The organism is Pseudomonas piscis (assembly GCF_009380155.1).
Classification (GTDB): domain Bacteria; phylum Pseudomonadota; class Gammaproteobacteria; order Pseudomonadales; family Pseudomonadaceae; genus Aquipseudomonas; species Aquipseudomonas piscis.
Window position 1 is genome coordinate 342,308 of the sequence record NZ_WHUV01000002.1, and the last position, 18,677, is coordinate 360,984.

The following is an 18,677-nucleotide window of genomic DNA, read 5'->3' on the forward strand; positions in this document are numbered from 1 at the left end:
AGAGCCGCGCAAGTGCTGAAAGACGTGTGCTCATGGTCGCGGTCCCATCAGGAAAGACGTTGCCTGGCGCGGCTGCGCAGGGCCAGGTAGATCAGGCCGCTGACCAGCAGCAGGCTGCCCAGGGTCACCAGCAGCATCCACAGCGGATGCTGCGAGAGCAGCCACTGGATGCGCTTGAACAGGCCAAGATCGCCGACGTAGTACTGTTCCTCGGCTACCAGCGAGGTGATTTCCTTGCCATTCACCAGGGCCAGGCTGCCCTGGATGCTGCCCTGGTAGTCGGCGCCACCGATCAACGCCGCGGTGGCTTCCACCAGGCCCTCGGGCTGGCCTGCGGCGATCAGCACCACGCTGCGTCCGGCTTGCAGCGGCGACTCGAAACCGGCCAGGAAGGTGCTGCCCGGTTCCCCGCTGTAGCTCAGGCGCAGGCGGGCCGGACGCGGGTTGGCCTCGGGCTCCGGGCTGATCCATTGGCGCAGGCGCAGGGTCAGGTCCGACAACGAGAAGCGCTGGTGTTCGCTGTCGCGGGTCGCGGGCAGGTACCCGGCCCATTGCTCGAGCAAGGGCTGGTTGGTGCCGGAGGCGAACACCAGCAGGTCCTTGTCGCTGACCTGCCGGGCCTGGTCGGCGCCGACTACGCGGACGGCCGTCGCCGGGTAGCCGGTGGCTTCGCCGAAGCGCCCGAGCACCGTCAGGTAGGCGCTCCATTCTGCCGGGCCGCTGTGCTCCGGCAGCACCACGGCGCTCTGGGACAGATCGGCCAGGCGGGTGAAGGGGAAGCCGCTGTCGTTGAAGACCCCGAGGTTGGGCAGGGCGATGTAGTGGTTGTAGCCGCTGACATCCAGGGTCGAATCCGGATCGATCAGGCCGCGCATGTTGTCGATGATGATGTCCCGGCATTCACCCTGCTTGACGTAGTCGTACATGAAGCGCAGTTGCAGGCGCGAACGCGGCGTGGCGGTGCCCAGGGGCAGCAGGACCCTGGTTTCCCGTGGCAGGCCGGGGTCTGTCTGCAGGCGCTCCAGCAGCGCGGTGCCGCCGTCGAGGTTGCCCACCGAAGGCAGCGGCATGGACTTCATGAAGTGGTCGTTGAGGTGCACCAGCAGCGCCGAGTTGGTGGAGAACTGCTGCGGTGTGTAGCGGTACTTGAGGTCCAGCGGCACTCCGCTTTCGCGCCAGTTGAACAGGTCGGGGGCCAGGCGCAGGGGGATCTCGATATTGCCCGGGTTGTAGCCCGAGACGCTGAGCTTGCCGGGTTCGATCAGTTCACCGAGCTTGACCGGGCGATTGGAGGGCAGCCAGTTCGGGGCATCGTAGGGTTGGCGCGGCTGCAATGCTTCTAGCTGCTCGACCACCACGCTGGCGCCGCTCAGGGCCTTGCCGCCGACGGTCAGGGCATTGGCCGCCAGCTTCAGTTCGTCGGTGTTGCGGCCACTGATGATCAAGACCTTGCCCCGGGCATCGCCGGGATTGCTCACCAGGCTCAGGCTGGGGCCCTTGGCGGCCGGCACTTCGAGGTTGCCCAGGCGCAGTGGTTCCTTGGCGATCGCCAGCAAGACCGCGTTGCCCTGCGCCGGCAACTGGTCTCGGCTGCTGGGGAAGCTGGCGCCACGGTAGGCGGCCAGGGCGCCGATCCAGGACGACACCGCGCCGGCGGCCTCCAGGGTGGCATTGTCCGGAGTGCCGGCGAAGACCATCGGCAAGCGTACCTGGCGCGAGTCGCGGCGATCGAAGAAGGGCAGCGGCAGGATCGCCAAGTCGTTCTTCAGGGTGATCGGTGAAACCTCGATCTGCAGTTCGCTGCTGTTGTTGATCTTGGCCCACAGGCTGCTGTGCAGCGGGTCTTCGCACTGCATGGTGTAGTGGCCGATGAACTGCAGGCGCAGGTGGTTGAACTCGGTGATCAGCTGCGGCGGGATCCGCACCTCCTGCTCCTGGGGCAGGCCTGCACCCTCCTTGGGCAGGGCCAGGCTTGCGGCGACCTGGTCGTTGACCAGTACGTTGATCTGCGACAGCTCGGCCAGCAGGGCCGGCGAGTAGCTGTAGCGCAGCAGCAGGCGGGCGCCGGTCACCACTTCGTCGGCCCGGATACCGAAGTCCACGCTGTCGGAGGCCTCGGTACCTTGCAGGTTCATGGTGTCGCGACGCCCCAGCTGCTTGAGGCTCAGCTGGTAGCTGGCCACCGCCGGCGCCGCAGCGTCGGCGGTGGCCGGCAGCTCCTGGGCCGTGGCCCATTGTCCCAGGCCGCCCAGGCACAGCGCCGAGGCGGCCAGCAGATTCCTTTGGGGGCGCTTGTGGCGCGGTTCGAGGCCGGCAGAGCAAGAGGTCGGTTTCATCACTTGTCCATGAGAGTGGTGAGCGGTGGCTGGGAATCGGTACGGCGGGTGCGCTGCCGACGTTGGAGGCTCAGGCAGGCCCTGAGCAGGGCGCCGACGCCGCCCAGGCCGATACGGCTGACTTCGCGCAGGGCCGACAGCGGAGTGTCGACCTTGCCGCTGCCCCAGCTGGCGGCCCAGGTGTCGGCGCGGGAGAAGGTCAGGCGCACCAGTTCGCTTTGCTGGCGCAGGCTCAGGGGCTCGAACTGCGCGCCGACGAAGTTGCCGTTGCGAAACACCACGCGGGTGTCGAATTCGCTGGCGCGCTGGTTGCGAAACAGCGACACCCGCAGGTGTTCGCCACGCTGTACCAGGCTGGCTTCGGGCAGCCGCAGGCCGAGCCCGCGTTGCGAGAAGTCCTGGGTCTGGCCCATGACCTGCGAGCCATCGTCCAGGGTCACCTGTATCGGCAGTTGTGCCTGGACCCGGGGTTCGGCGCGGACCTGGCGGGTTTCACTGGCTACCGCCACGGCGGCGCTGGTGATGATCAGGTTGTAGAGGGTCCAGGCCAGGTTGATCAGTACTGTGGTGCGGCTGTCCGGCTCGCCCCAGAACAGCTGCTGGATGCCCATGCACAGGCCGATGAAGTTGAGCAGCAACAGGACGATATAGGGCCGGGCCAGCTTCCAGTCGAAGAACTCGTGGTCGATGATGCCGCCCTTGTCGGTGACGTTGAAACCGCCGAACTTCGGCTTGACCAGGGCGATCAGCACCGGCGGCATGATGTACCAGGCCAGCACCGTCTCGTAGACCTCGTTCCAGAACGAATGGCGAAAGCGTCCCTGGATCCGCGAGTTGGTCAGGCTGGCATGGAACAGGTGCGGCAGGACGTAGGCGGTGATCATCAAGGCCGAGGCGTGGAAGATCTCGGCGCCGAATATCAGGTAGGCCAGTGGCGCGGTGAGAAATACCAGGCGCGGCAGGCCGTAGAAGAAGTGCAGCATGGCATTGGCGTAGCAGATTCGCTGGCCCAGGTTCAGGCCCTTGCCGCCCAGGGGATTGTCGATGCGGAAGATCTGCGCCATGCCCCGGGCCCAGCGGATCCGCTGGCTGATGTGCCGCGACAGGCTTTCGGTGGCCAGGCCGGCGGCCTGGGGCAGCGCCAGGTAGGCGGTGTTGTAGCCGGCGCGGTTGAGCTTGAGGGCGGTGTGGGCATCCTCGGTGACGGTCTCGGTCGCCACGCCGCCGACTTCTTCCAGGGTGCTGCGGCGCAGCACCGCGCAGGAACCGCAGAAGAAAGTGGCGTTCCACAGGTCGTTGCCATCTTGCACCAGGCCATAGAACAGCTCGCCTTCGTTGGGCACCGCGCGGAAGGTGTTGAGGTTCTTCTCGAACGGGTCCGGGGAGAAGAAATAGTGCGGGGTCTGCAGCATCGCCAGCTTGGGGTCCTTGATGAACCAGCCCATGGCGACCTGCAGGAAGGAGCGGGTGGGCACATGGTCGGCGTCGAACATGGCGATGAACTCGCCGTCGGTGATCTGCAGCGCGTGGTTGAGGTTGCCGGCCTTGGCGTTGGCGTTGTCGTCGCGGGTGATGTAGTTGACGCCGATGTCCTGGCAGAACTGGCGGAAGTCGTCGCGGCGACCGTCGTCGAGCACATGAACCCGCAGCTTGTCCTTGGGCCAATCCATCGCCTGGGCGGCGAAGATGCTCAATTTGACGATGTTCAGGCCTTCGTTGTAGGTGGGGATGAACACGTCCACCGTCGGCCAGGTATGCGGTTCGCCCTGGAGCAGTACCGGCTGGCGCCGCAGCGGCCAGGCGGTCTGCAGGTAGCCGAACATCAGCACCACCAGGGCGTAGATCTCGGCCAGCACCAGGCCGTAGCCGAACAGCGCATCCAGCCAGGCATCGAAACCCAGGGTCGAGGTCAGGCGCCAGTACATGTAGCGCAGCGAGGCGATCAGCGACAGCACGATCAGCATCAGGATCGGCAGTCGCCCGGGAATGCGCCTGATCACCAGCGCCGCGAGGAAGCACAGCAGGGCGAACAGGCACTGGCTGTAGAGATCCAGCGGTGCGCTGACGCTGCTCAATAACAGCAGTGCAGCCAGGATCCAGAGCATGCCTACGAATGATCGGCGGATTGATTTAGGCCAGGCCGACAGGCGGTCGAGCCAGGCGCCGGGGTGCACTTCAAGACGCCCCTGGGCAAGGGACGGGCGCGGTGTTTCCTGGGTCATGGGGATATGGGCTCTTGGGTATCGTGCGCGAGCAGTTGATCGAGTGCCGCGCCGATCTGCAGGATCTCTGCGCAGCCTCGGGTGCTTGGGCCCCGGGCCAGGGGATTGCGTTCGTAGGCCAGGGCTTCGCCTAGCTGGTGGTCCTGGTGGACCGTCCCCAGCAGTTGGTCGCCCAGCTGGTTGCGCAGGATCTCGGCCATGTCGAGGCTGAAGCTGCGCTGGTCGTCCAGCAGGTTGATCAGGTAACGGCAAACCGGTGCCCGCGAGCCTTGGCGGTGGCTGGCCAACAAGCGGTCCAGGCGTTGCAGGCTGTTGTAGCTGGCGGCATCGGCCAGGGTGACGATCAGCAGCGCATCGGCCACTTGCAACACCTGGCGCAGGTAGCAGGACGCCCCGGTTGGCGTGTCGATCAGCACCGTGTCGCCAGCCTTGAGGTCAAGCTGGGCAAGATGCCGGGCCAGCCAGTTGCTGTCCTGCTCCAGGACTTGTTCGAGCCGGCGTTGCTGGTCTTCCCGGGCATTGCCGTAGGCCAGGCACTGGGTCCGGGCATGACCGGTGCGCAGGTAGTCTTGCCAGTTGGCGGCGCCTTCGTCGGCTTCGACTATCCCTGCCTGTTGCGGGCCAAGCCCAAGGTGCAGGGCCAGGGCATTCTGCGGGTCCAGGTCGATGGCCAGCACCCGGCCGTTGGGGCGCTCCAGGGCGCAGGCGAGCCCGGCGGTGAGAGTGGTACGTCCGACACCGCCCTTGCCCGACAACAGCGCAACCACCCTGGCCCTGGATGGACCTTTCGGGCCCGCGTCGGGCTGCGGCTGTAGCGGGTCGAGGTGCTGGCGCTGCTGGCGGACCTGGGCCAGCAGGGCACCCAGGGCATTGGCCGGGGCTGCCATCTGGGCCCGGGGTGGCTGGATTGCGGTCGAGAAGGCAGGTACAGGCGCCGCCTGGAGCACGGCCGACCGATCATCGGCGTACTCGTAGCTGGGTTCGATTTCCTGATAGTGCTCCGCACTGGCCCCGAACCTGCTGAACAGGTTCGCAATGTCGTCCGAACGATGCATGGGACATCCCTGAATATTGGTCTTATTAGATTGAGGGACGGACTCCTGTCTGGCCGCTCGCATCCTTGCTGCTTTGCAAATTTTCCTGAGGCGAATGCTGGCTATCTAATTCCGTCATTATTTTGTTGTCTATTTGATTTTTTTATCACCACCTGGGTTTTTTGACGTTATTTTGACGACCAAAAGCTTGAAGCGTTGATCGAGCCTTGCCGAGGCTGGCATCCAGGTCTGCACCCTTGGCTGGAGGAGGCCGAGCCAGAGCTTTTGCTGGGTTGGTGGGCAGATTGTGCTGGCCACGGCGTCTCGCTGGGGACCTGCTCCGGGGGCATCGCCGAGGGGCCGGGCTGGTCGTTTCTCTGGGGCGTCTGCTCGGGCCCCTTTGAGTGGCTGGCGGTCACCGTGGGGTTACAGCCCAGCGCCGGGGTGGTTTCACTGGTATCTTGGCGCGCCGGTGCTGGCCGGCTATCCGGGGGCGCCTTGGCGTTCCTGTCATGTTCCTGCAATGCCTGCGTGCCAATAAGGATCCGCTATGTTTGATCTGCGCCGCCTCGAGACCGGGGCCGGAACGCGTCCGTTTTCCAAGGAGAGGTCACGATGAGAAAGCTTTTCACCCTGCTGGCAGCCCTGGTGCTGACCCTGGGGATGGTAGGGATCAGCGACGCGCGTTCGTCCAAGCAACAACGCGACTCGGTGGCCGGGAGCTTCGACTATTACTTGTTGAGCCTGTCCTGGTCGCCGACCTTCTGCCTGATGCATCCGGACAACGAGCAGTGCTCGGGCAAGGGCTACGGCTTCGTCCTGCACGGCTTGTGGCCGCAATACAGCCGGGGCGGCTGGCCGCAGTCGTGCCCACCCTTGACCCAGCTCAACCGTGAGGAAATCGCCAAGGGCCTGACTCTGTTCCCCACCGAAAAGCTGCTCAAGCATGAGTGGAGCAAGCACGGTACCTGCAGTGGCCTGGGCGCCATGGGTTACCTGGACAAGGCCGACCAGGCCCTGGGCAAGGTGAAGATTCCAGAAACCCTGCAACCCTCCACCAGCGTGCGTTACTACGAGGCGGCGCAAATCGCCCAGCAGTTGCGCCAGAGCAACCCGGGGATCACCGAAAATGGCGTGGCAGTCCTGTGCAGCGGGCCGGAGCTGTCCGAAGTGCGGGTGTGCCTGGGCAAGGACCTGGAGTTCGCCGACTGCGGCAAGGGCGTGAAGACCCAGTGCCGCTCCGGGCAGATCCGCATTCCTCCGGTGCGCTGAACGAGCTGCCGGCTCCTGCCGCGAGGGCTGGAGCCGGTTTGCGGGCTAAAGGGCGGCCAGCAGGCGCTGCAGGCGCTCGGCGGTTGCTGCGCTGCAATCCTCCATCGGTGCCCGCAACTGTGCTTCGAGCAATCCCTGATGGGCCAGCAAGGCCTTGACCGGTGCCGGATTGGGCTCGCTGAACAAGCCCTGGATCAATGGCGCCAGGCGCATGAAGGTGGCGCGGGCGGCTTCCAGCTGCTGATCCGCAACCTGGCGTTGCAACTGCACGAACAACTCGGGGCGGATATGCGCCGAGGCGGCGATCGCGCCGCTGGCGCCCAGGCAGAGCGCGTTGAACAGTTGCAGGTCCTCGCCGCACAGCACCTGCGCGTCGCCGCTGGCCAGCACTGCCAGGGTCTTTTCCAGATTGCCACCACAGTCCTTGACCGCCGCGACCTGCGGGTGGCGGACGATCGCCAGCAAAGTCTGCTGGTTCAGGGTCACGCCGGTGCGATACGGGATGTCGTAGATGATCAGCGGCACGCTGGACGCATCGGCGACGCAGCCGAAGAAGCTTTCCAGGGCAGCCTGGGAGGGGCGGATGTAGTAGGGCGCCGGCACCAGCAGGCCGGCCACCGGACGTTCCAGGATGCGCTGTTGCAGGTCCAACAGGGCCGGCAGGTTGTTGCCCGCCAACCCCATGAGCACTTTCCCGGGGGGCGCCAGCTCCACCAGTGCGTCGAGCACCGCCAGTTGCTCGTCCTTGTCCAGGGCGGCGGCTTCACCGGTGGTGCCGCAGGCTACCAGCCCGGCCACGCCGCTTTCCAGCAGGTGGGCGGCGAGTCGGCGCAGGGCGGTGAAATCGATGGCGCCGTGGCGAAAGGGAGTGACGATGGGGACCCAGATACCGTGAAACGATGACATGCATATTCTCCTGGTGCTTGACCGTCGGGTCGTCGTCAGAAGAGTAGAAGGGCGGTCGGCAAGGGGTGTTCCGTAGCGAGGTCCTGTCAGCTCATCTGACGGGACACAGCGCCCCGGTCACATGAGCGGCTGTTTCTTCGATTTGCGGCTGCAGGCCATCCACGCCGGGGCCTTGGCAACTTGGCCAATGGCGCGCGGTACGTGGAAGGTGGCGTGGGGCATGGTGGTGGCCGGCTCGCAAACAAGGCGCCCAGTTTCAGGAACCGTCCGGCGTTTTGTCAATCCTCCCCGGGTGCGGCGCAGGGTCCCGGGGCCAGGCTTGTGCTACACCATCACGAAGCTTTCTCTGAAAGGTTTTCAGTTGCCAGGCTACGTATTGATCCATGTCAAGAATCTTGCAGATTGTTGCCGGATCGTTCCTGTCCACACCGCACATTCGATAGCGCTCGCCAAGGCGCTATCTACACTCGACTCCACCGGCGCCGACTGCCGGGGAAGTCTTGCCGGGGGCAGGAGCAGTCTTCGAGTCATCGCAGGATGCGCAGTTGCGGTTCGATCATGACGGGCAATCAACAGACTTCCTGCGAGGTTTTTTCAAGGTGAAGAACAATCTCCCAGTGACCCAGCGCGAGCGGGTGTTCCCCGCCGAGCAGCGGCTCATCTCCGCCACCGACTCCCACGGCAAGCTGACCTACTGCAACGACGAGTTCGTCGAGGTCAGCGGTTTCACCCGCGAACAACTGATCGGCAGCCCGCACAATATCGTGCGCCACCCGGACATGCCGCCAGCGGTATTCGCCCATATGTGGTCCTACCTCAAGGACGGCAAGAGCTGGATGGGCATCGTCAAGAATCGCTGCCAGAACGGCGACCACTACTGGGTCAATGCCTATGTCACGCCGATTTTCAGCGCAGGCGTGATCACCGGCTACGAGTCGGTGCGGGTCAAGCCCGAGCGCGAGCAGGTCGAGCGGGCCGCGGCCCTCTACCAGCGCATGCGCGGCGCCGACATGGCCATGCCCTGGAGCCAGCGGCTGCTGGTGGCTGGCGAGATCCTGCTACCGCCGCTGCTCGCCCTGGCAGCCATTGCCCTGGCCAGCTGGCTGGGTGGACCCTGGGCCGGAGTGGCTTGCGCCGTGGCCGGGCTGTTCGCCGTGCAGGCCCATGGTGCATATCGCACCCGGCGGTTGCTGGCGCGCATCAGCGCGGTGTCCCTGGGCAGCTTCGATAGCGAACTGATCGCCCGCACCTATACCGACGAGCGTGGGCCGGTGGCGCGCCTGCAGATGATCCTGATCAGCGAGGCGGCGAAGATCCGTACCGCCCTGAGCCGTCTCGGGGACTATGCCAACCAGGCCGCGGAGCTGGCTTCCACCAGCCAGAACCTGTCGCGCCAGGCAGAGTCGGCCCTGGGCAAGCAGCGTGACGAGGCAGACATGGCGGCCACGGCGATGAACCAGATGGCGGCGTCCATCGCCCAGGTCTCGGTGCATGTGCAGGACACCGCCTCGGCGGCCGACCGGGTCAACGAGCTGACCCATGTCGGTTCCGAGGAAGCCCGGCGGACCCGGGTCATGATCGAGAAGCTGGCCGCTACCGTGGACACGGTCAGTCAGTCGGTCCAGGGCCTGGCCGACGAGACCCAGTCGATCCAGCTGGCGGCGAACATGATTCATTCCATCGCCGAGCAGACCAACCTCTTGGCGCTCAATGCCGCCATCGAGGCTGCCCGCGCCGGGGAGCAGGGGCGTGGCTTCGCCGTGGTGGCCGATGAGGTAAGGGCCCTGGCATCCAAGACCCGGGAATCGACCCAGAGCATCCAGCAGATCATCGCCACCTTGCAGGAGGTGGCCAGCCAGGCGGTGGAAGTGGCGCGCCAGGGCAGTGTCGAGGCGCGCTCCGGAGTGGCCCAGGTGATCAGCACCGAACAGGCGCTGGATGGCATCAATACGGCGATGGAGCGCATCCAGCAGATGAGCCAGCAGATGGCCGCCGCTTCCGAGCAGCAGGCCCATGTGGCCGAGGAGATTTCCGGGCAGATCACCAATATCGCCCGGGTCTCGGACCAGAACGCCGATATCGCCGTGCACTCCTGCAGCATCGGCGGCGACCTTGAGTCCACGGCCCATGAGCTCAATGCCCTGGTCACGCGTTTCAATAGCTGAACGACGATTGCAGGGTTGTTTTCTTCAATACGTGATGTTGCTCGCTTCGTAATCTGTGGGCGGTCGATTCGACCCGGACAAGAGAGGCGAGAGATGAGCGTAGTGTTTTCCATGGCGGCCTTTGCCCTGGCCGCATCCATTACCCCCGGGCCGGTGAATATCCTGGCCCTGGGCAGCGGGGCCCGTTTCGGCTTCAAGGCCAGCCTGAGCCACGTAGCTGGCGCGACCCTGGGCTTTACCTTGCTGCTGGTACTGACGGGCCTGGGGTTGAACGAACTATTGCGCCAGTGGCCGGCACTGACCCAGGGCATCCGCCTGTTTGGCGTGGCGTTCCTGCTGTACATGGCCTGGAAGCTGGTCCGGGATGATGGTCGAGTGACTGCCGACGGCCAGGTCCGCGCACCTTCGGCCTGGTATGGAGCCCTGATGCAGTGGCTCAATCCCAAGGCCTGGCTGGCCTGCGTGGCCGGCATCGGGGCGTTTGCCGCCGACGGCGATACGCGGCTGGTCTGGCTGTTCGCCGCGGTGTATCTCGTTATCTGCTACCTGTCGATTGCCTGCTGGGCCTATGCCGGCAGTTTCCTGCGCCACTACCTGGACAATCCTGCGGGCATGCGCCTGTTCAATCGCAGCATGGCTGCACTGCTGGCGGTCAGCGCGGCGTACCTGTTTACCTGAGGCCTTGCTGGTACTGCCCGGGCGTCGCGGCCAAGTGCTGCTTGAACGCCCGCTGGAAGTGCGCCTGGTCGGCAAAGCCGGCCTCCAGGGCCACCTCGGCGATCGATGCACCGCTGCGCAGGCGGGCCTGGGCGAACTGCACCCGCTGGTTGACCAGGTAGGCATGGGGCGGCATGCCGAACCGCTGGCCAAAGGCGCGGGTCAGGTAGGAGGCCGAGAGTTGGGCGGCCTGGCAGATATCTTCCAGGACCAGGGGCTCGGTGCAGTGCTGGCGGATGTAGCGGGCGGCGCGCTCGAGCTTTTCGTTGCTGTCCCGGGGGAGGCTGTCGGCCGGGTTCAGGCGCTGGTGCAGGTCACTGAAGAACGCCACGGCACAGTTGTGCTTGTGCAGGGTATCGCCGCGTTCGTCCACCAGGACCTGGTACAGCGTCTGGAGCTCGGCAAACAATTGCGGATCGTCGCTGTGGGTGGCACTGAAAGGACGAAAGCCCGAAGCCGCATCGAAACCCAGCTCATGCTGCAAGGCGGTCAGCCAGGGCGTGTCGACGTAGAGCATGCGATAAGACCAGGGTTGGTCGTCGATCGGGTTGCAGGCATGCACCACGCCGGGGTTCATCAACACCACGGTGCCGGTTCCGACCCGCCACTGTTCGCCTTCGCTGAGGTAGGTGCTCTGGCCCGCGGTGATGCAACCGATGGAGAACTGCTCATGGGCATGGCGGTTGTAGCAGACCTTGTGTCCATCGGCGATGGACCGGGCCTCGATGAAGGGCAGGGCCGGGTCGCGCCAGAAACGCGGAGCGATGTCAGGGTGCAGGGCGCTCTTCATCAGGGCCGTCCATTGTCCAGGGTGCCGGCGATTGTAGAGGGGATGGCTCAGGATTTGCCATCGAAGGCGCGTTGCAGGCGCTGGATATCCAGTTTCTTCATGCCCAGCAGGGCTTGCATCACTCGTTGTGAGCGGCTCGGGTCGGGGTCGCACATCATCTGTGCCAGGACCTGCGGCACGATCTGCCAGGACAGGCCGAAGCGGTCCTTGAGCCAGCCGCATTGCTGGGCCTGTGGCGGGCCGCCAAAACCCAGGGCATTCCAGTAGTGGTCCAGTTCGGCCTGGGTCCGGCAATGCACCTGCAGCGATATGGCTTCGTTGAAGGTGAAGGCCGGACCGCCGTTGAGCGCGGTGAAGGCCTGGCCGTCGAGTTCGAACACCACGCTCATCACCGAGCCTTCGGGCCGGCCATGGAACTCGAAGCCGGCCTTGCCGTAGTGGCTGACGTGGGTGATGCGCGAGCCCTCGAAGATCGAGCAGTAGAACTGCGCGGCCTCCTGGGCCTGGTGGTCGAACCACAGGCAGGGCGTGATGGTCTGGATGCGTTGCATGGTGCCGGCCCTCTGCGGGTTGATCACGCTTGCATAAGCGTAGTCAACCCGCTGGCGAGGCGGGTTACCGTGGATCGGACCGGGTTAGAAGTCCCAGCGGGTGGCCAGTTGCAGGCTGCGCGGTTCGCCGTAGAAGCCGGTGCCGAAGTTGCCGATGCCGGTGTAGTACTTCTTGTCGAAGAGGTTCTTCACGTTCAGCGTGGAGCTCAGGTGCTGGCTGAACTGATAGCGCGCCATGGCATCCACCAGGAAATAACCATCCTGGGCAATACGCGAGTCGTGCCCGCCATTGACCGTGTCGTTCGGGTCGGGCTGGTAGACCTTGCCGAAGAACTGGCTCTGCCAGTTGACCCCGCCGCCCAAGGTCAGGCGTTCCCAGGCGCCAGGCAGGCGGTAGGTGCTGAACAGCCGTGCCACTTGCTGTGGTTCGGTGGTCTGCAGGACCGAGCCGTAGACGTAGTCGTGGTTGGCATCGCGGGTGTGGTTGTAGCTGTAGCCGGCTGACAGGTTCCAGCCTTCGCGCAGTTCGCCGGCCACCTTGATTTCGAAGCCCTTGGTGGTCGCGCCCTTGGTCGGGCGGTAGATGGCATCGATGCCCCAGCCGTCCACCAGTTGCGCGACGTTGTCCTGCTCGGTGTGGAAGACCGCGAAGCTGGCGTTGACCCGACCGTCCAGGTATTCGGCCTTGATCCCGGCTTCGTAGCTGTCGCCCTGCACCGGGTCGAGGATCTTGCCGTCGACACCCTTGCTCATCTGTGGTTGGTAGATGCTGGTGTAGCTGGTGTACAGCGAATAGCGCTCATCGAGGTCATAGACCAGCCCGGCGTAGGGGGTGACGACCCCGGTCTGCTGGTAGCGCTGGCGTGCATCGGCCTGGCCGGGGTCGAAGTAGCGGGTGTTGTCGATGCCCTTGAAGTCGCTGACCCGGGTGCCGAGGATCACCGCCAGGTCGTCGCTGGGCTTGAGCCGGGTGGCCAGGTAGGCGCCGGTCTGGCGCTGGAGGATGTCGTTGTCGCCGATCTTCGGGATGTCCGGCTTGGCGAACTCGCCGCGCCAGTCGTAGATGCTGCCGCCCACCGGCGGGTAAACCGAGCCGTGGACCGGGATGTCCTGCTTGGCGTTCATCAACATGAAACCGGCGATCAGCTCGTGCTCGCGGCCGAACAGGCTGAAGGGACCGTGCAGGTTGATGTCGAGGTTGTCCTGCACCTGTTCGCCCTTGAACTTGCCCATGTACATGAACATGCCGTTGCCTGTGGCCTGGTCCGGGTTGCCGCCGCTGGCCGAACCCAACAGGGTGTCGTGCTGGCGGCGCAGGCGGTCGTAGCTGACCTTCAAGGTCCAGTCGTGGGCCAGTTGTTGTTCCACGGAGGTGAACAGGGTCTGGTTCTTGAAGTCGCGGCGGCTCCAGTCGGTAGCCGGGTTGAACGAACGGGAGAAGTGGGTCCGCGAGCCATTGCCGAAGTACATCGGGAAGCCGGTCCAGGTGGCGCCCCGGGAGCGCGTATTCTGCTGGTCCAGGCCTATGGTCAGCAGGGTGTCCGGGGTGAGGTCGGCCTCGAGCACGCCGTAGGCGATGTCCTTGGTGTTCTGGTAATGGTCGAGGTAGGAGCTGCGGTCCTGGTAGACCCCGACAAAACGTCCGCGCAGCTTGCCTGTTTCGCTCAGCGGGCCGGAGATATCCCCTTCACTGCGATAGTTGTCCCAGGAGCCGACCGTGCCGGTGATCGAGGCCTTGAACTCTTTGGTCGGCCGCTTGCGGATCAGGTTGACGGTGGCTGAAGGATCGCCGGAGCCGGTCATCAGGCCGGTGGCGCCCTTGATGATCTCCACTCGGTCGAAGGTCGCCATGTCGGTGCTGGTGGTGCCGTAGTCGTAGACCCCGTCGTAGGTGGCGTTGACTCCGTCGTACTGGAAATTGGTGATGGGCATGCCGCGGCTGGAGAACTCCCAGCGCTCGCTGTCGTAGTTCTGCACGCTGACGCCGGGGGCTCGGCGCAAGGTGTCGGCGATGCTGGTAGCGCCCTGGTCGTCCATCTGCTGGCGGGTGACCACGGTCACTGTTTGCGGGGTTTCGCGCAGTGACAGGTTGAGACCGGTGGCCGAGGCGCTGGCGCCGGTGGTGTAGCTGTGGCTGTCTTCGGTGACGTTGCCCAGGGCCTGGGCGGAAATCTGCGTGGCCCCCAGTTGCAGTGGACCCTTGTTGGCGGGAAGCGCCTTGAGTACATAGCCGCCGCTGACCGCCTGGGCCTGCAGGCCGGAGTTCGCCAGCAGCAGTTGCAGGCCTTCTGCGACGCTGTAGCTACCGTTCAGGCCGGGACTTTGCTTGCCCGCCGCCAGGTCGTTGTGCCCGGCGATGAACAGCGTGCTTTGCTCGGCGAAGCGGTTGAGCACGGTGACCAGCGGCCCGGGGCCGATGCTGTAGTTGCGGCGCATGGCTGCGCCCTGGCTGTCACCACCCTCCGGCGCGGCATGGACCCAGGGAGCGGCGCATAGCAGCGCGGCGCACAGGGGCAGGGTATGGAAGGGCAGGCGCGAACGGCTGGGTAATGGCATGGGGTTCCCTTGTGGATCGGCAATGTGAGGACTGTTACCGGGTTGACCGAACGCCAACGGCAAAAGGGAACCGGTCATGCAAAAAAAACATCAGCCTCAGGTTCGCGGCTCCAGGGTCACCCACCAAGAGGCCAGGCGCCGGACCCGCACTGGTAACGCCGCTTCCAGCAGGGCCAGGGCCTGGTCGGGATCGTGCAGGGGGAAGGAGCCCATCACCGGCAGGCGGGCGATGGCCGGATCGCAACCCAGGTGGCCGCCGCGATAGCGCCCCAGCTCTTCCAGCAACTGCTCCAGGGGCAGGTTGTCGGCCAGCAGCAGGCCACGACTCCAGGCTTCGCGGGCAGAGCTGGCGGCCTGCAGTTGTCCCTGGGACAGGTTGTCGAAGCGCAATTGCTGGCCGGCATTTACCACCTGTACCTGCCGGCCATCGGTGCTGCGTACTTCCACGGCGCCGGCGTAGACATTGAGCTGGCTGTCGCTGGCGTTGCAGCGCACGCTGAAACGGGTTCCCAGGGCGCGCAGGCGTCCGTGATCGGTCTGCACCAGGAACGGGCGCTGCGGGTCCTTGGCGGTGTCGATGAGGATTTCCCCCAGGCGTAATGCCAGCAGTCGTTGCTCGCTGCTGTAGAGCACATCCACGGCGCTCAGCGCGTTGAGCCACAGGTGCGTGCCATCGCTGAGCAGGGTGTCGCGGATTTCCCCGGTGCCAGTGGCGTAGTCCGCGCGCCAGCGGCTCAGGGCCTGGGGCAGGGCGGTGCCGCGCCACGTACTCCAGCCCAGGCCGGCCAGCAGTAGCGCACCGAGCACCTGGCGTCGTGCCAGGGGGGCGCGCCGGTTACTGCGCAGCGCCTGGCTGGCGGGCTGGCGGGTATTGGTTTCCTGCAGCGGTAACAGGCGCTGGTGGATCCGTTCGACATAGGCCCAGGCCTGGCGATGTTCCGCACTGTGTTCGAACCAGGCTTGCCATTGGCGGTGCTGTTCGTCGCTGCTGGCCTGATCCTGCAGTTGCACATACCAATGCGCCGCTTGTTGCAGGCTGGCATGGCTGAGCCGGCCGCCGGATTGCTGGTCCATGGGTCACTCCACCAACAGGCCGTCGAGCTCGGCCTCCAGCACCGCACAATGCAGCAGAGCCTGGGCCAGGTACTTCTTGACCATGCGTTCCGACACTGCCAGTTCCTCGGCAATCGCCTTGTAGGGCCGGCCGTGCAGTTGCGCCAGGATGAACGCCGCGCGCACCTTGGCCGGCAGGCGGCTGAGCATGGCGTCCACTTCATGCAAGGTCTCGACAATGATCGCTCGTTGTTCCGGGGACGGTTGCACTGCCTGGGGCCGCGCCGCCAGGGCCTGTTGCCAGGCCTGTTCCAGTTGCCGGCGGCGCCAGTGGTCGATGCATAGGCCCCGGGCCACGGTGGCGAGATAGGAGCGCTGGTGGACCTCGTCGTGCAGCTCGGGGGGGCGCTTGAGCACCCGGACAAAAATGTCGTGGGCCAGGTCAGCGGCATCCCAGGCATGGTTCAGTCGCCGGCGCAGCATCTCGTAGAGCCAGTGGTGATGGGCGTCGTAGAGGTTATGCACCGAGACGGGACTGGCGAGTGGAGGGGAGGACAAGAGGCGGTATCCGGTGGCGAGCTAGGTGTAAATGGGAATTGATCGCGATTAAATCAAAAGCCCCTGGCCCCTGCAAACGATATCGAGCCGCTGCGCTGCAATGGGCGGTGTTTGAGCGTATGGGTGAAATTGCCGCCGGGCCTGGCGTGTATGAAGCGATGAAAGATCCTGGGCCTGGCTATTCAGTGCTTGCTGGAAGGGGTTTCTTAAGTGGTATCTTCGCTTTCAGTCTCAGGGTACGGCAATGTGCCGCAGCACCGGGGCGAGACAAGACGGGACGCCCCTGGTGGTATCAGGCCGGCAGTGACTGCAAAGGGGGGAAGCTGATGCGCGGACCGCGATTCAAGCTGTTTTTCACCCATCGCCTGGCGCTGCTGGCGGGTGCCGAATCCCTGCGTTCGATCCGCGAAGGCCTGCTCTGGCTATTGCCCTGCCTGCTGCTCTCGGCGTTGCTGCTGATCCTCGCGCAATGTGCCCAGGTCCTGGGGGCTCCGAGGGAACTGGTGCAGCTGCTGGCCGGCCTGCACGAGCGCATCAATTCGATCATTCCACTGTTGGTGGCAGCGTCCATCGGCTACATGCTGGCGCTCCAGTACCGCCTGCCGCAGCTGCCGGTGGCTTTCCTGTGCCTGTCCTACGTGGTGATCGCCATCTACATGCTGCACGACTACCCGCTGGCGGCGGCGAGCTTCGTGCTGTTCATCGCCATCGCCTCGCCGCTGGTCAACGTGCCCATCATGGCCAGGCTGCACCGCCAGCGCTGGACCAGGCTGCTGGACGAGGATCTGGTGGGGCACAACCTCAAGGGCACCATCAACATGGTGCTGCCGGGGATCTTCACCTCGTTGTTGCTGGTGGCGGTCTTGCAGTCGCTGCTGCAGATCCAGGACTTCGCCTACATCCAGCAGCCGCTGGACCTCAAGGACCTGGGCAATCCCTACCTCAGCGGCGTGGCGCTGACCCTGGGCAATTCGCTGTTGTGGTTCTTCGGCATCCACGGCACCCACGCCCTGCAACCCTTCATGGAGGTGATGGACCAGGCGGTGGCGCTCAATGCCGCGGACCAGGCCGCCGGCCAACCGCTGCGTTACGCCCTCAACAGCGGCCTGCTGGGGTGTTTCGCCTTCATTGGCGGTTCCGGCGGCTCCCTGGCGCTGGTGTTGGCTATCCTCGGGTTCTCCAGCATCCGCTCCCTGCGCCTGCTGGCCTTGGCGAGCCTGGCGCTGTCGCTGTTCAACGTCAACGAGCTGCTGTTGTTCGGCCTGCCGATCATCCTCAACCCGAGGTTGCTGGTGCCTTTCATGCTGGTGCCCATGGTCAACGTCAGCCTGGCACTGCTGGTGGTGCAGCTGGGCTGGGTGAGCCCGGCGCTGGTGGAAGTGCCCTTCACTTCACCGGTGCTGCTCAACGCTTACCTCAGCACCCAGGGCGACTGGGGCGCGGTGCTCCTGCAACTGGTGCTGCTGGGTGTCGGCACCCTGATCTACATCCCCTATATCCGCAGCCTTCACCATCAGGGCGAGGCTGGCGAGCAGGTCTACCTGAAGACTTTCGACACCACGTTCCGTGGCCTCGAGGAACGTAGCCGGCTGTTCGAACTGGACCCGATGGTCGCGTCCTACAAGGAAACCGCCCGGCAGTCCCTGCAACTGGCGCGGATCCAGCAATTGAGCGAGTACGACTTCCACCTGGAGTACCAGCCCCAGGTGTCCAAGGACACGGGCCGCTGCACCGGTTGCGAGGCGCTGATGCGCGCGCGCGACGGCGATGGCCAGGTGCGCCTGCCCTGGGAGTTGCTGCAGTGGCTGGGCCAGGCCGGGCTGATGCCCGAGGTGGATTTCTGGGTCGCCTCCCAGGCGGTGCGCCAGCACTTGCTCTGGCGCCGCAATGGCTTCGAGTTGCCGATCACCATCAATGTCTCCAGCGCTACCCTGGCCTCGGCGGAGCATGGCGAGCGCTTGCTGGACATCCTGGGCCGGGCCCGCGGTCAGGTATCGGTGGAGATCACCGAGGATGCCCTGGTGGGCGACGCGCTGCGTACCTTGCGCTGGATCGAGCAGTTGCACGCCCTGGGGGCGAAGGTCTACATCGATGATTTCGGTACCGGTTTCTCGGCCCTGAGCTACCTGCACCAGTTCCCGGTGGACGGCATCAAGATCGATCGCAGCTTCGTCCTGGCCCAGCGTGAGCCCCAGGGTGCCCAGGTCCTCAACGGCTTGCTGCGTTTTTGCGAGACCCTGGGCCTCAAGGTGGTAGTGGAGGGGGTGGAGACTCAGGAGCAGCTGGAGTTCCTGCAGTCGAGCTCGGAGCTGATTATCCAGGGCTGGTACTACAGCAAGGCGCTGCCGGGCGCGCAGATTCCCGGGTTCGCCAGCCAGAGGGCCCAGGCCGCCCAGGCGCCCGGCGATGACTGATGCCCCAGGCCGTCGTGCCCTGGCCCCCGGGGGCAGGCGCAGGCCCGTTTTGCCCTGGCTCCGGGCATTTTGAACTACGCTTGACGTCTTAGCCGCGAATGGA

At 65.1% G+C, this 18,677-nt stretch carries 13 protein-coding genes and 1 pseudogene; 5 read left to right on the plus strand and 9 right to left on the minus strand.

Annotated elements, in window-relative coordinates; genetic code table 11:
- Window positions 1–47: 47 nt before the first annotated feature.
- The 3 genes from bcsB to bcsQ form a co-directional block, all read right to left on the minus strand.
- The gene (gene bcsB, locus GDH07_RS11645; protein WP_152897619.1) at window positions 48–2,336 is read right to left on the minus strand and encodes a cellulose biosynthesis cyclic di-GMP-binding regulatory protein BcsB; all 2,289 of its coding nucleotides are present in this window, start codon (window positions 2,334–2,336) and stop codon (window positions 48–50) included.
- Window positions 2,336–4,441 carry a UDP-forming cellulose synthase catalytic subunit gene (bcsA, locus tag GDH07_RS11650; protein WP_246195968.1) on the minus strand — a complete coding sequence of 702 codons (2,106 nt, stop codon included), beginning with the start codon at window positions 4,439–4,441 and terminating at the stop codon, window positions 2,336–2,338. The genes bcsB and bcsA overlap by 1 nt, the downstream gene beginning before the upstream one ends.
- Before the next feature lie 113 nt (window positions 4,442–4,554).
- Window positions 4,555–5,613, minus strand: a complete 1,059-nt coding sequence (gene bcsQ, locus GDH07_RS11655; protein ID WP_152897621.1) for a cellulose biosynthesis protein BcsQ — start codon at window positions 5,611–5,613, stop codon at window positions 4,555–4,557.
- 594 nt (window positions 5,614–6,207) lie between these two features.
- Between bcsQ and GDH07_RS11660 the strand changes: the two genes are divergently transcribed.
- Window positions 6,208–6,864 carry a ribonuclease T2 family protein gene (locus GDH07_RS11660; protein WP_053130464.1) on the plus strand — a complete coding sequence of 219 codons (657 nt, stop codon included), beginning with the start codon at window positions 6,208–6,210 and terminating at the stop codon, window positions 6,862–6,864.
- A 45-nt stretch (window positions 6,865–6,909) separates the two neighbouring features.
- Here GDH07_RS11660 and dapA read toward each other — a convergent pair whose 3' ends face one another.
- Window positions 6,910–7,770, minus strand: a complete 861-nt coding sequence (gene dapA, locus GDH07_RS11665) for a 4-hydroxy-tetrahydrodipicolinate synthase (RefSeq protein ID WP_152897622.1) — start codon at window positions 7,768–7,770, stop codon at window positions 6,910–6,912.
- A 635-nt stretch (window positions 7,771–8,405) separates the two neighbouring features.
- Here dapA and GDH07_RS32840 point away from each other — a divergent pair.
- The 3 genes and pseudogenes from GDH07_RS32840 to GDH07_RS11675 form a co-directional block, all read left to right on the plus strand.
- A pseudogene (locus GDH07_RS32840) lies at window positions 8,406–8,690 on the plus strand (PAS domain-containing protein); the annotation flags it as partial.
- Window positions 8,691–8,786: 96 nt separating this feature from the next.
- Window positions 8,787–9,935 (plus strand): methyl-accepting chemotaxis protein, encoded by a 1,149-nt coding sequence (locus GDH07_RS11670; protein ID WP_425502117.1) that lies wholly within the window; start codon window positions 8,787–8,789, stop codon window positions 9,933–9,935.
- A 93-nt stretch (window positions 9,936–10,028) separates the two neighbouring features.
- Window positions 10,029–10,613, plus strand: coding sequence for a LysE family translocator (locus GDH07_RS11675; RefSeq protein ID WP_152897623.1), 585 nt, complete (start codon window positions 10,029–10,031; stop codon window positions 10,611–10,613).
- Here GDH07_RS11675 and GDH07_RS11680 read toward each other — a convergent pair.
- From GDH07_RS11680 to GDH07_RS11700, 5 genes are all read right to left on the minus strand, one after another.
- Window positions 10,606–11,442: an AraC family transcriptional regulator gene (locus tag GDH07_RS11680; protein ID WP_152897624.1), complete on the minus strand. Its 837-nt coding sequence runs from the start codon at window positions 11,440–11,442 to the stop codon at window positions 10,606–10,608. The two genes, GDH07_RS11675 and GDH07_RS11680, sit on opposite strands and share 8 nt — an antisense overlap.
- A 47-nt stretch (window positions 11,443–11,489) precedes the next feature.
- Window positions 11,490–11,993 carry a VOC family protein gene (locus tag GDH07_RS11685; RefSeq protein ID WP_152897625.1) on the minus strand — a complete coding sequence of 168 codons (504 nt, stop codon included), beginning with the start codon at window positions 11,991–11,993 and terminating at the stop codon, window positions 11,490–11,492.
- 84 nt (window positions 11,994–12,077) lie between these two features.
- Window positions 12,078–14,549 (minus strand): TonB-dependent siderophore receptor, encoded by a 2,472-nt coding sequence (locus GDH07_RS11690; RefSeq protein ID WP_152897626.1) that lies wholly within the window; start codon window positions 14,547–14,549, stop codon window positions 12,078–12,080.
- Window positions 14,550–14,645: 96 nt separating this feature from the next.
- Window positions 14,646–15,623 (minus strand): FecR domain-containing protein, encoded by a 978-nt coding sequence (locus GDH07_RS11695; protein WP_152897627.1) that lies wholly within the window; start codon window positions 15,621–15,623, stop codon window positions 14,646–14,648.
- A 3-nt stretch (window positions 15,624–15,626) separates the two neighbouring features.
- Window positions 15,627–16,160 carry a sigma-70 family RNA polymerase sigma factor gene (locus GDH07_RS11700; RefSeq protein WP_152897628.1) on the minus strand — a complete coding sequence of 178 codons (534 nt, stop codon included), beginning with the start codon at window positions 16,158–16,160 and terminating at the stop codon, window positions 15,627–15,629.
- Window positions 16,161–16,486: 326 nt separating this feature from the next.
- Between GDH07_RS11700 and GDH07_RS11705 the strand changes: the two genes are divergently transcribed.
- Window positions 16,487–18,574, plus strand: coding sequence for an EAL domain-containing protein (locus tag GDH07_RS11705; protein ID WP_152897629.1), 2,088 nt, complete (start codon window positions 16,487–16,489; stop codon window positions 18,572–18,574).
- Window positions 18,575–18,677 lie beyond the last annotated feature (103 nt).

Bases quoted from the DNA above. Each gene is read 5' to 3' on its own strand.
- bcsB (WP_152897619.1), bottom strand. From the start codon at position 2,336: ATGAAACCGACCTCTTGCTCTGCCGGCCTCGAACCGCGCCACAAGCGC.
- bcsA (WP_246195968.1), bottom strand. From the start codon at position 4,441: ATGCTCTGGATCCTGGCTGCACTGCTGTTATTGAGCAGCGTCAGCGCA.
- bcsQ (WP_152897621.1), bottom strand. From the start codon at position 5,613: ATGCATCGTTCGGACGACATTGCGAACCTGTTCAGCAGGTTCGGGGCC.
- GDH07_RS11660 (WP_053130464.1), top strand. From the start codon at position 6,208: ATGAGAAAGCTTTTCACCCTGCTGGCAGCCCTGGTGCTGACCCTGGGG.
- dapA (WP_152897622.1), bottom strand. From the start codon at position 7,770: ATGTCATCGTTTCACGGTATCTGGGTCCCCATCGTCACTCCCTTTCGC.
- GDH07_RS11670 (WP_425502117.1), top strand. From the start codon at position 8,787: ATGCCCTGGAGCCAGCGGCTGCTGGTGGCTGGCGAGATCCTGCTACCG.
- GDH07_RS11675 (WP_152897623.1), top strand. From the start codon at position 10,029: ATGAGCGTAGTGTTTTCCATGGCGGCCTTTGCCCTGGCCGCATCCATT.
- GDH07_RS11680 (WP_152897624.1), bottom strand. From the start codon at position 11,442: ATGAAGAGCGCCCTGCACCCTGACATCGCTCCGCGTTTCTGGCGCGAC.
- GDH07_RS11685 (WP_152897625.1), bottom strand. From the start codon at position 11,993: ATGCAACGCATCCAGACCATCACGCCCTGCCTGTGGTTCGACCACCAG.
- GDH07_RS11690 (WP_152897626.1), bottom strand. From the start codon at position 14,549: ATGCCATTACCCAGCCGTTCGCGCCTGCCCTTCCATACCCTGCCCCTG.
- GDH07_RS11695 (WP_152897627.1), bottom strand. From the start codon at position 15,623: ATGGACCAGCAATCCGGCGGCCGGCTCAGCCATGCCAGCCTGCAACAA.
- GDH07_RS11705 (WP_152897629.1), top strand. From the start codon at position 16,487: ATGCGCGGACCGCGATTCAAGCTGTTTTTCACCCATCGCCTGGCGCTG.